This is a genomic window from Vibrio sp. S9_S30 (assembly GCF_014694455.1).
Classification (GTDB): domain Bacteria; phylum Pseudomonadota; class Gammaproteobacteria; order Enterobacterales; family Vibrionaceae; genus Vibrio.
The window spans coordinates 396,130-408,326 of record NZ_JAAUWT010000001.1 but is presented as its reverse complement, the minus strand read 5'-3'; the positions used below and the strand labels follow the sequence as shown (position 1 = coordinate 408,326).

The following is a 12,197-nucleotide window of genomic DNA, read 5'->3' as shown; positions in this document are numbered from 1 at the left end:
GTGATATGAAAGTAGTTATCGCCCCAGATTCATTTAAGGAAAGCCTGACTGCCAAAGAAGTATGTCTGGCCATCGAATCTGGACTTCGCCGAGTTTGGACAGACAGTGAGTTCATTCACGTCCCTGTCGCAGATGGTGGAGAAGGCACAGTGCAATCACTGGTCGATGCCACAAAAGGCCATTTGGTTCACCTTGTGGTGACGGGACCTTTAGGCAACTCAGTCGATGCCTTTTATGGGTTGCTTGGCGATAACCAAACGGCTGTGATTGAAATGGCGGCGGCCAGTGGTCTTCACCATGTGTCGCTTTCTCAACGCGATCCTAAGCTGACCACGTCCTTTGGCACAGGGCAGCTCATCAACCATGCGCTTGAGCAAGGTGCAAAAAAGTTGATTATTGGCTTAGGAGGCAGTGCCACAAATGATGGTGGTGTTGGCATGATGGCGGCATTAGGAGCCAAATTTTTAAGCCAAAATGGTCAACCTATCGCACTCAATGGCAGTGGCTTAAAAGAGCTTGTGCACATTGAGCTGTCCGGCTTAAACCCAAAGCTAGCCGACTGTGAAATTTTGGTGGCGTGTGATGTTGATAACCCTCTGTGTGGAAGTAAAGGGGCCTCGGCCACCTTTGGACCGCAGAAGGGGGCAACCGAAGCCGACATCCACCTACTCGATAACAACCTCAATCATTACGGGCAACTTATCCGCCAGCAAATCGGTCGCGATGTGTTAACCAAAACAGGGGCTGGAGCCGCTGGGGGAATGGGAGCAGCATTGATCGCATTTACTCACGCTAAGTTACAACCTGGGATAGACATCGTGCTCGAAACCGTTGACTTAGAAAGCCAACTTGAAGGGGCGGATTTGGTGGTCACCGGAGAAGGCAGAATAGACTGGCAAACGGCGCACGGAAAAACCCCGATGGGCGTTGCGTCGCTGGCTAAGAAATTTGACCTCCCCGTAATCGCCCTCGCGGGATGCATCGGCGAAAACTACCAAGCCGCATACCAATGTGGTATCGATGCTATTTTCGCGGCCGTTCCCCGAGCGTTAGATCTCCCCACAGCCTTTCAGGAAGCTGGTGACAACCTCACTAACCTGTCTGAAAACGTGGCAAGAATGTGGTCGATGAATTTGGGGAAATAACCTCTCAAAAAGCAACACTCAAAGCGCAGGGCTCCTCTGCGCTTTATAATTTGGAAATTCTTGCTGCACTTAGAGCCGAAAACTCGGATTCGAACCTTTGAGATCTTTCATAATAATATTTCGCCAGAGAAATATCCTTGTCCGTACCCACTCCCATTTCCGACATATACCCCAAAAGGTAATACATATGTGATCTGAATTCGGGGTCTAAGTCTTCCGTCCAATCATAACGATTGTACAATCCCTCGCTGCTTAGCTTAAATAGCGAATATGCCATAGCAAGGTCTTGGGGTGCTTCTAAGCCCTTATATTTCATTAATCCCAAATAATATAAAGCTTCAGGATGAAATTGTTCTTTTGAAGAAAGTATTGCCTCAAAGGATTGTTTACGGGAAAAGTGTTTTTTCGATTCAGCTATGTTTTTATCCACGCTAAGTCCATGAAAGTACATATAACCTATCTCATACGAATCATATTTTCGATTACTATATGCACGCTCGAAGTAATACCAAGCTAACGCGAGATTATTCTTAACAACGTCACCTTTAAGATACAACACCGCCAGTTTCCTACGAGCTCTAAATTGTTGTTCGGAGACTCCATTAACACCGGAGTAAACGGGGAGTTCAGCCAGTTCATTTAATATCTCTATTCCCCTTTTGGGGTTCTGATATCGCTCAGAAAAGTGTAGATAAAAATTCGCTAATCTGAATCCTGCACTGACATTTCTACCAGCGTACGATTTCTCGTACCAATACATAGTCTTAGATTCATCTTTCGCTACCACCAAATCTAAAAAATACTCGTGGCCTACGGCTTCGGCCGCAATAGCATCACCTTGTTTTGCTTTTTCAAGATTAATTTGAAAGTGCTTTATGCTGTCACCAAAATGCAACAGCATTATCTCATCTGCGGATTCAGACCCTAGCTCTTTGGCTTTTCGGCACCACTTTCCTATACCCCAAGTGTCCATTGTTAAGCTATTAACACAACGCTCATCAGCCTGCTTTAGAGTTAGGTTAGGATCATCAATTTTGTACTTCCAAAATGGTTCACTGGGTCGAACGACAGCAAATACATCTATAGAAATCGTGGCAAAGAAGATAACTGGAATACAAAATTTTAAGAAGCTCATCGCATTTTTCTCGGTTCTCTAACTTGGGGAAGATGAACTTGATAATTGGCTTTCGCGTAATCCTTATTTCGATCAGCTTCTACTTCAATATAAAAGCGTTTTTTATTATATGGAGCTTCAACTTTACTACCTCCGGAACAGCTATCTTCAGATTCAGTAGAACAGAATGCTCCCCCTATCATGTTTATTACAACCGCTTTGTAACCCTGTTCTCTTACCAACGTTCTTACTCCAACATCCTTTTTCCATCTTACTACTGAGTGGTAGTGATGCATGAACGAAACGACTTTATATCCATTTTTTAGAAGCTGTCCCAAATTTCTAGACCACATTTCATTTCTAATTACATGCTTATCCTTACACTTACCCTTCATCATATTTTTTCTATCACAATCGAGTTTGAGGCTGTCGTATAATTCATATGGCATATCTAAGGGAACTACTGTCATTCCGAGCTTGGACAACAATCTTATAATATCTGGCGGCATTTTCTGCAGCAGGCATCCCATGAGCCCAATGACGATTAAAATGGTCAACCAGATGCTGTTCACCTTTTCCTGTTTTATTATAGAGGTCCACTTTTTCTTGAAGAGATACAGGAAGCATCTCCATCGCTAAATGAGTAAATCCCATCCCTTTAAGAATCGGCAAAGCACGAATCACTTCCTCTTTGTAATGAGGAATGGAATGACTACCCTCACCAAAAATCACAAGCCTACTGTCTTTCACCATAGAAGGATAACTGACATTTAAATACTTAACTTCTTTCATTTTTTCTCTTTTTAAAGCCATTGATATATAACTAAGACGGTGAAATCATACAGTTACAAAAATATGAAACCACACACTCAATATTGGTGACTGAAAAATTGAGAGTGACTCCGCACATTTACGATACAAAGTACCAAATCACAGGTCTTTAAAGAGGAAAAGGATATTGATAGCTATTCCATCAGCAACATTGCACAATTATCGGCATGCGAAAAAATAACATTGCTGTCTCGTTGCCTTCTCTGATCCATAGGGTTGGGGGGGAAAATGCCAAACAGGCCAAATCCATTGCACTTCAACATCAAGCGGAGTTGAAAAGGGTTCGCCGTTCAAGAAACTGGCAAGTTGTCGCCGAATTTGAAGACCTGCGTGCTTTCTCTGCTGCCTTGACTGAAATCGACTATGAATCCTACCAATTCATCATCAAGAAAATTGACGAACGTATGGAGGCATTACGAGAACAGCACCTTCCTCTTTCAGATCAACTGAGATCCCTTATCTTGGCTAATCCCAATATTACCCTTGCTGAATTGATGGAAAACACCAACTGCACACTCGCGCAGGCAAGAGCGGCGAGGTTTGACGCAGACATCATCTAACGGTTTCTCATTATTAACATTGACAATAATAACAATTACTTCAAGAATAACAGGGGATCATTCCATATAGCCTAGGCGAATCCTGCTTTATCGCCTGATAGAGCACAGGATGAGTGATGAGCAAAAACAAATGGAACTTGGTTATTCAAGAGGTGGGAACCCACCAAGCAAAGATCTGGGTCGGTACGCTATCGGAATACCAAGGCAAGCCGGATACCTTCAAAGTTAACGTGTTCACTCAACCTATCACTGAGCGAGAACGTCACCCCATAGCCACCTACTTTATTCGACAGCAGGACTGGGAACGGCCGTTTACCAAACTGCGCGAACGCTTTTTCAAGGTTGTCGTTATTACGGGGTTGGCGCCTAATCAAACCTATTACATCGATTTTGTCCGCGGTGAGCACACGTTTAGCGGCTGTGACAATCACAACAAGACCATCCAAGAAACAGTGCTTGAAACCGGCACATTAAAAACCTTACCCACTTCACTTTCAGAAACCGAGCCCTTTGTTGCCATGCTTGGAAGTTGTTTTTACAACGGCAAGCATGAGAAGGGACAGGCTGCCAAGGCATACACTCACTTATATTTTCAGGGAAAACCGGAAGAACGCCCCCATGTTAAATTTCTGACGGGTGATCAGGTGTATCTTGATATTGGGGTAGACTCGCTTTCTCCTGTTATTAATGAAGTGCATAAGCGAATCGCGACGGATTACGAAGAGACGTGGGATATCAACCGTAAACTGTATCGCCACGGCGGGTGCTGGTTTTTAGCCGATGATCACGAATATTGGAATAATTACCCGTATGTTCAGGGGACCAATCCATACTTGTGGGCGATTACTCTCTCTAAAAAGATCAAAGCAGCTTGGATAAAAAGCGCAACAGATGGCGTTAGAAACGTGCAACAAATCACCCCATTTCGAACGTTTGATGTTGGTGACGATGTGTCCTTTTGTTTTGTTGATTTAAGAACAGACAGAAACAAACATGAGCCCCCCAAATCGATGACCACCAGCAAAGTATTTCAACAGCTTATCGACTGGGCGAAAAACCTCAATAAAGTGGGCGTGTTAGTCTTACCACAGCCGCTGATCGTGAAACCAGGGTCAACATCAGACTACAACCTTGCTAACTATGAAAGCCAATACAAGCAACTGCTCGATGCGTTAGGAGAGTCTGGAAATGACATCCTTTGTCTGTCGGGCGATGTGCATTATGGTCGCATTGCCAGCGTTGAGATTGGCAGCAAAAGCGCCACGCTACACGAAATCATCTCTTCCCCAATGTCGAATATTCCTCCATGCGATGGCGGAAAGCTCTCCGCTGCGACACCTAGGAAAGTGAAACACCTGCCTCACTTTTCAGGTCATCACGGGGACGTTCAATACGAAGATGTGTGGTGCACAAAATCGGAACTCGTCAGCAAATGGTACATGCTGAAAAATTACTATCAGAATAAAGAACACTTTATGACCTTGGCGTTCACTCGCTCAAGCACTGGCAATGTGCAACTTGAAGTGCAAGCTTGGTTAGTCAGACATTGCGAGCGTTCTGGTAAACCCAAAAAGCAATTTAAAGAAAGCAAAGTCATTACGCTCAAAAAAAGAGACCACTGCTCATGAGATAAGCCCCAGAGGTAAACTAAACACTCAACTTAGGAGGCTCTTTCGGCATGACGGTTGATACGGTTGGAAAGCCAACCAATTCAAGTGGGTATTATCGTTACCCCTTCCTTCACCCATTCTCGTAGCCACATATTTTTGGCTCGTGTGTGCTGCTTAGATGGCCAAATCAGCGAAATGGGAAAATTGCTGACAGTGATGGGCGGTTTTGACATCAACAGTTGATCATCAAACCCTTCAATTTCCGCCATGCGTTTCGGAACAATCGCGAGCAATTTGCGTTGGCGAAGCAGCTGTCGAATTGTCAAAAAATTCCCAGCACTTACTCTCACTTGCCGAACTTCCCCCATCTGCATTAAATGACTATCGATCCCTGTGGTCAGCTCACCGCTTGGGCTCACCAGAGCATGATCTACCGATAAATACTGTTCCAAAGATAGCTGCTTTACCTTGCCAAATAAGGTGGAATCGAACAAACAAACGTGTTCTTCATCATAAAGGTGTTCACTTTGGAATCGTGCGTCTAGATCGGGAAAACTGCCAATCACGACATCCAGCTTTTGCTCTTCAACCAACCGAACATAGTTGCTCCGATTCACGTTAACAAAGCTAATTTGGCTATGAGGCGCTTGCTTGGAAATGCCATCATACAAAACAGGAGCAAAGATAAATTCGGCGTAATCCGTTAAACCGATTCGGCACACGCCTTGATAGTCTTGAGGAGAAAAGACTTGGGGAGACAGCAGCTCTCCGGTAACTTTATCTAATATGCTCTCGACAGTGGAGGCTAATGAGAGCGCTCGTTCCGTCGGTAACATGGTATGACCGTGCCTTTCAAAAAGTGGATCATCCAATAACACCCGCAACCTGGCCAAGCTGTGGCTCATTGCAGATTGACTCACATGCAACTGTTTCGCGGCACCACTCACACTTTGGCTTTCAAACAACGCAGAAAATGCCACCAAAAGATTCAAATCGATGTTCTTCCAATTCATATCGAAGCGCATACGTCGCCTTCTTCCAAACCCATTTCATTCATATTCTATATTAAAACTATCAATTTGAATCATTTAAGTCGTGCCATTACTCTATCTAACCAGTAACGACTGTATTTAGATTGGATTTGGTAGATGTTCTCGATTTTTAAAACCTTTTTCCTGCTCGGTTGGGTGAGCTTTGGTGGCCCTGCGGCGCATATTGGCTACTTTCGCCATACCTTTGTTGAAAAGCTCAAATGGCTAAAGGAAGAAGAGTATGCTCAGATTGTTGCGCTTAGCCAATTTTTACCCGGTCCGGGTTCCAGCCAAGTCGGCTTTGCATTAGGGTATCGCAAAGGCGGTATTACGGGGGCGATGGCCGCATTCTTAGGCTTTACTCTGCCTTCAGTGATTCTGATGCTGCTGCTCGCTGTCCTGAGTAGCCAGCTAACTGATTCCAGTGTTTTCCAAAACATCATCCATGGTTTGAAACTGCTCGCGGTCGTTGTTGTCGCAGACGCAACGATTGGCATGTACAAGAATTTTTGCCAACAAAAGATAACCATTGCCTTGTGTGTTGCGACCGCTTTGGCACTTCTTCTGTTTCCTAATCTGTATACTCAGATGATGGTTTTAGTGATTGCGGCTTTTGTGGGACAAGCCTTGTTAAAAGGGCAACCGAAAGAAAACGACGCTTCTCGACCAATACAAATCCGTTGGACGCCTCTGATTGCGTTTGCCGCGCTCTTATTTGGGTTACCTCTCGTAGGCAACTTAATGGCAGAAATCCAGCTGTTCAGTGACTTCTTCCAAGCAGGCAGTTTGGTTTTTGGGGGAGGACATGTGGTGCTGCCTTTGTTGCAAAATATTGTTGGTGACCAGATCAGCCAAGACGCCTTTATTACCGGCTATGCCGCCGCCCAAGCCGTGCCGGGTCCCATGTTTACGTTTGCAACCTACATTGGTTATGAGCTTTTGCCCTCCTCTCCGATTATGGGCGCATTACTGGCAACCTTAGCGGTTTTTCTACCTGGCTTTTTATTGCTGCTCGCCGTATTACATCACTGGCAAGCATTGGCAAGCAGACCCAAATTAGCGGGGGCAGTGGCTGGGGTGAATGCCTCGGTAGTCGGTCTTTTACTCGCGGCTCTCTACCAACCTGTTTTTACCAGTGGTGTATTAACGGGGGCAGACATGGCGGTGGTATTAGCCGGTTTCTATTTGTTGAAACAACATAAACTTCCTATTGTTGCTCTTGTGGCTTTCTTCATTGGTGCAGGTTTGCTTCTCGGTCTGCTCCCTGTATAAGAACCGCAAACGTAAAAGATAAAACCGAGTCACATACACTCGGTTTTATCTTTTTATCGGTTTTATCTTTTTATCGGCTTTATCTTTCATTTATCGGCTTTATCGTTTTTATCCGTTTTATCCTTTCTTTATCGGTTTCGCACTTTCTTGATTAGCTAACTTATTGAACAAAACTTATGCAAAAGAAGACTTCTTTGACTAAGCTTGATCGTTAGATATTCACATATATTAAGTGCACATTTATTGATAACAACTCGCACTCAAGGCTTTAAACACAGAGGATCGCGGTTATGTTTATTCGGCAGCGTCAGTCGTTTCATTCTTTTCCAAGTCAAATGGCATCATTGAACCAGCTTCTTGCTCACGTTCACCATCAAATCAAAGGTAAAGTGCCTCAAGTGGATCGTATCTCATTTACTTTATACGACGCGCATCTGGATCTTCTCCGTACCTACGCAGAAAGCGATACCGCAGGGAATACATTGAGCCACCATGAATACCCGTTTTCAGAATGTCGATCCCTGCAAGAATGTGCCAGAAAAAACCTTTACCGAGTGATCAATGACATCGCCACCACAGTGAACTCCAATAGGCACCATTCTCGCTGGCTGATGGAACAGGGCTACCTTTCTTCATTTACCGTGCCGACCTATCACCATAATCAATTTATTGGGTTTATTAACTTCAATTCACACCAAAGCCATGTGTTTAGCCCTCAGGTTCAACATGAATTGATGCCATTTTGTGAACAAATCAACTTCACCATCAACTCGGAATATTCATTGATGCATTCGATTTTAACGTCCGCTGAATTGACTCGTGATATCTATCCTGGTGCACAAAGTGACTCCAATGAACACATATTGAGAGTCAGCCTCTACGCCAAATTGATCGCGTTAGAGGTATCCGATTTGTACGAACTGGATGATGAAACCATTGAACATATTCATTTGTTTTCACGTTTACATGATATCGGCAAAATCGAATTACCAGACGCATTGTTACTGAAGCCCGCTCCACTTAGTGCTCAGGAAAGAAAAGTCATGGAAAGTCATGTAGATAAAGGGGTAATGATTATCAACAAAATCCTCCATAACTTGGGCTCACCTGACCACCCTTGCATTCAGATACTGAAAGAGATTATGTCTTATCACCATGAATTTTTGGATGGCAGTGGTTACCCTAATAAGGTTAGCCATACTGATGTTCCTATATCAGCAAGGATTGTTGCGGTGGCAAATATTTTCGATGCATTAACCAGTCACCGCCCTTACGCTCAAGCTTGGTGTGTCACATCGGCACTTCTCGAATTGGAAAAAATGGTGGCGGATGGAAAATTGGATGGCAATTGCGTTAATGTTCTCCGCGAACATCAAGGCTACATCACTCAAGTTCTCGAACAACACCCTGAGCATGACCCACGCGAAAATATCACTCATCATTAAGCGCTAGACTTACTCTCTATTCGGCAAGTTTAAAGTCTTTGGGTTAATGCCGTGCTGCACAAGGTACACTTCGATGTCACCGGATAACTTTATCGACAGCAGCAAGTGGTTGCCGTTTTGGTCGGCTCGTTTTACAAGTTGCAAAGACGAAGGGTTTTGCGCAATAGATTTAGCCACATAGTCCAACACCCACATCGATTCTTGCGTCAGTTCATCTTGCTTAAAAGTAAAAGTCACATACGCTAATAAGTCGGGTTTTCTCGCTTTAGAAAGCGCACCGCGAGACACCAAATATTTTGCACAGTCTTTATCAATACCTAAGTTTTGAATATCAGCGATAAGCCACTGATTAATAGGCTTCGCTTGTGTATCAAAATGAGATTGCACGTTAATTAGGGACGATTCAATATTTCGACTTACATACTTACCCATTTTTCCATTTCCCAACTGAATGGTTTGGTGATATTCAAGAACTGGAGCATCACAATAAATAATAAGGCCGTTTGATCGACGATCGAAGTGAGAGGCAACGCTGGCGGCTGAAACCAGAAAAAGGAGGGGAGTCAAAAGGAAAAAGCGATTTCTAATACGCATTTACTTACTGAATTTCAATTTTCTTTAGTCATTATTCAGAATAATATGAAGCCCTATTTTCAGAAATAGAAGTGATCGTTTCTGTAAGGAAAATCTGTAAGTCCTCGTCGAATATAGCGATCACGATTGCCGATAATGCAACGCCAATAATCGCGTATTCAATTGCGGTAACGCTGGATTGTTTTTTGAAGACCTTGCCCGTACAGATCCTGATGAGATGTATAATTGCCGAACCCATACTTCACTCCAATTATCTGCCAAATAACGGTCTCCCATCTATAAGGCTAGTTGGAAATAGCGAGATATTCAAAAAAAGATCAGCTCGATATAACAGCAAAAAAACGTTAAAAATAATACGATGATTAACAAAAGAAAAGTGACTCAAAGCATCAAATTATTGGTGAGTATGCGAACTCTAAACGTCGCAGAATTTGAACCATTTGCTTAACCAAGACTATACTTAACAACTGATTTAACATTATGATAACAACCACAATTCATTATAAAAAAGACATGGAGTCATCTGATGGTTCAGCCTCAAACGACACATAACGCGAAATGCTCTCTCACACCGCCAAATGAACTGATCTTGAAATGGGCTCAAGAACGCCCAAATGAGGTTTACCTCAAACAGATCATTAACCGACAATTTGTCGAATTCACCTACGCTGATGTTGCCGACAAAGCACTTAAATTGGTCTCTGCATTACAAGCTTTGGGTTTAGAACCCGGCGATAAAGTCGCCCTGATCTCTAAAAACTGTGCAGAGTGGTTTATTACCGATCTCGCCTTAATGTTAGGCGATTACATCAGCGTGCCTATTTTCCCAACGGCAGGCAGTGAAACGATAGAACACTGTATAACGCACAGTGGCAGTAAAGCGCTGATTGCGGGCAAATTGGATGATTCAGCAGCGACAACCGAAATCATGAATAAGTTAAGCGATTTGATCACCATTTCGCTGCCTTACAGCTCCGCCCCAAGTTGCCAGTATGAATTCACAACACTGATAAGCAACCAAACTCCCAGCGAGCTGCGACCAGTACATTACGACGATAAATTGATGTCTATTGTCTATACCTCAGGGACGTCGGGTTTACCAAAAGGCGCCATGTTAACCTACGGCGCATTCAATTGGTCAAGCCAGAAACTCATTGAGCACTTGGAGGTAGACAGCGCTGGCAACGATCGATTGCTGTCCTACCTTCCTCTGGCTCACATTACTGAGCGTGTCTATATCTTTGGCACATCAATTCGCGAAGGAGTTATGACGGCCTTTCCAGAGTCTTTGGACACCTTCATTGAAGACGTAAAGATGCAACGCCCCACACTGTTTATTTCCGTTCCACGTTTATGGACCGTGTTCCAACAGCGTATTCAAGAAAAATTACCGCAGAAAAAATTAAATATATTGCTGAAAATCCCATTCATTAACTCGCTCATTAAAAAGAAATTGGCGGATGGGCTAGGGCTGAGTGAAGCTCGTATCTTGGGTTGTGGTTCGGCACCCGTCTCCCCTGCACTTTTGGAATGGTATCGTTCCGTTGGGTTGAACATTACCGAAGCTTGGGGCATGACGGAATCTTTCGCGTATAGCACTCTGAATCACCCATTCAAAGCCGACAAAATTGGGACAGTAGGTAACGCAGGTCCTGGTGTCGAAATAAAGCTTGCTGACGATGACGAGATCCTCGTTCGCAGCCAAGGCATGTTTGCAGGATATTACAACAATGATGAAGCCACCAAAGAATCGTTTAATGAAGACGGTTGGCTGCATACTGGTGACATTGGCACGATAGACAGCGATGGCTATTTAACCATTCAAGGTAGGAAGAAAGACACCTTTAAGACAGCCAAAGGAAAATTTGTTGCCCCTGTACCGATTGAGAAAAAACTGTTTGAGTACAGTAAAGTGGAAATGATGTGTTTAATCGGTTCTGGTCTACCAGGCCCCATCTTACTCGCCGTCCCCCATGCCTACACCGACTTCGATCCTATCCGCTACGAAAAGCGTGCCGCTAGAGTCATCGAGCGCATGAATCAAACCTTGGAGTCGCACGAACAAATTAAAGGTGTACTCATGATAAAAGAACCATGGAGTATAGAGAATGGCATTCTGACACCTACGCTTAAAATCAAGCGACATGTGCTAGAAAAGAAATATCATGATGTCGGCGCAAACTGGCCAAAAGGCAAACTTATTGTTTGGGAAGAGTGATTCTCATTTATTTGCTAATTCGCTAATTCGCTAATTCGCTAAAAGAAATTAGCCACTGAAAGAGAGCCGAGCGGTTCTCTTTTTCGTTCCGTTCTATTCGATAGAGTGGCGCTATTAAAGGTCAGCTGCAATTTTCCATGCGCTCTATAATAACTAGGCCTTATAAGAAGCGCGTATAGTCTTGATTAACCTCAGAGGTTGTTTGAACCCCGATATCTTTTTGCAGATGCGGAGACATATCGCTTATTTCCACATAGTTCCCTTTATCTTTCACATTACGCCTTTTCTCTTTTTTAGTGCTAAACCCCCTTTTAAACTGATAATTAGGTAATGAAATTTCAAAATCGAACCCCCAATGAAATACTACCCTCATCATC

11 protein-coding genes are annotated in these 12,197 nt (G+C 43.7%); 6 read left to right on the top strand and 5 right to left on the bottom strand.

The window, feature by feature from the left end; all coding sequences use genetic code 11:
* Positions 1-5: 5 nt before the first annotated feature.
* Positions 6-1,145, top strand: coding sequence for a glycerate kinase (locus tag HC752_RS01795; RefSeq protein WP_190333365.1), 1,140 nt, complete (start codon positions 6-8; stop codon positions 1,143-1,145).
* A 43-nt stretch (positions 1,146-1,188) separates the two neighbouring features.
* On the opposite strand, the gene HC752_RS01790 is transcribed toward HC752_RS01795, so the two are convergent.
* The 3 genes from HC752_RS01790 to HC752_RS01780 are packed head-to-tail and all read right to left on the bottom strand — an operon-like array spanning position 1,189 to position 3,051.
* The gene (locus tag HC752_RS01790) at positions 1,189-2,280 is read right to left on the bottom strand and encodes an SEL1-like repeat protein (RefSeq protein WP_190333364.1); all 1,092 of its coding nucleotides are present in this window, start codon (positions 2,278-2,280) and stop codon (positions 1,189-1,191) included.
* Complete coding sequence (locus HC752_RS01785; RefSeq protein ID WP_190333363.1) at positions 2,277-2,729, bottom strand: hypothetical protein; 453 nt, start codon at positions 2,727-2,729, stop codon at positions 2,277-2,279. Before HC752_RS01785 ends, HC752_RS01790 begins: the two co-directional genes overlap by 4 nt.
* Positions 2,698-3,051: a hypothetical protein gene (locus tag HC752_RS01780; protein ID WP_190333362.1), complete on the bottom strand. Its 354-nt coding sequence runs from the start codon at positions 3,049-3,051 to the stop codon at positions 2,698-2,700. Before HC752_RS01780 ends, HC752_RS01785 begins: the two co-directional genes overlap by 32 nt.
* Positions 3,052-3,257: 206 nt before the next feature.
* Between HC752_RS01780 and HC752_RS01775 the strand changes: the two genes are divergently transcribed.
* Positions 3,258-3,650, top strand: a complete 393-nt coding sequence (locus HC752_RS01775) for a ribosome recycling factor family protein (protein ID WP_190333361.1) — start codon at positions 3,258-3,260, stop codon at positions 3,648-3,650.
* A gap of 116 nt (positions 3,651-3,766) precedes the next feature.
* Positions 3,767-5,278: a hypothetical protein gene (locus HC752_RS01770; protein WP_190333360.1), complete on the top strand. Its 1,512-nt coding sequence runs from the start codon at positions 3,767-3,769 to the stop codon at positions 5,276-5,278.
* An 83-nt stretch (positions 5,279-5,361) separates the two neighbouring features.
* Here HC752_RS01770 and HC752_RS01765 read toward each other — a convergent pair whose 3' ends face one another.
* On the bottom strand, positions 5,362-6,285 hold the full coding sequence (locus tag HC752_RS01765; protein WP_190333359.1) for a LysR family transcriptional regulator: 924 nt from the start codon (positions 6,283-6,285) through the stop codon (positions 5,362-5,364).
* A 123-nt stretch (positions 6,286-6,408) separates the two neighbouring features.
* On the opposite strand from HC752_RS01765, the gene chrA reads away from it, so the two are divergent.
* Together chrA and HC752_RS01755 are read left to right on the top strand one after the other, a co-directional pair.
* Positions 6,409-7,563 carry a chromate efflux transporter gene (chrA, locus tag HC752_RS01760; RefSeq protein WP_190333358.1) on the top strand — a complete coding sequence of 385 codons (1,155 nt, stop codon included), beginning with the start codon at positions 6,409-6,411 and terminating at the stop codon, positions 7,561-7,563.
* Between the two features lie 290 nt (positions 7,564-7,853).
* Entirely contained in the window at positions 7,854-9,008 is a 1,155-nt protein-coding gene (locus HC752_RS01755) for an HD domain-containing phosphohydrolase (RefSeq protein ID WP_190333357.1), read from the top strand.
* 9 nt (positions 9,009-9,017) lie between these two features.
* On the opposite strand, the gene HC752_RS01750 is transcribed toward HC752_RS01755, so the two are convergent.
* Positions 9,018-9,440: a hypothetical protein gene (locus HC752_RS01750; RefSeq protein WP_190333356.1), complete on the bottom strand. Its 423-nt coding sequence runs from the start codon at positions 9,438-9,440 to the stop codon at positions 9,018-9,020.
* A gap of 688 nt (positions 9,441-10,128) precedes the next feature.
* Here HC752_RS01750 and HC752_RS01745 point away from each other — a divergent pair.
* On the top strand, positions 10,129-11,820 hold the full coding sequence (locus HC752_RS01745) for an AMP-binding protein (protein WP_190333355.1): 1,692 nt from the start codon (positions 10,129-10,131) through the stop codon (positions 11,818-11,820).
* The last annotated feature ends 377 nt before the right edge of the window (positions 11,821-12,197 follow it).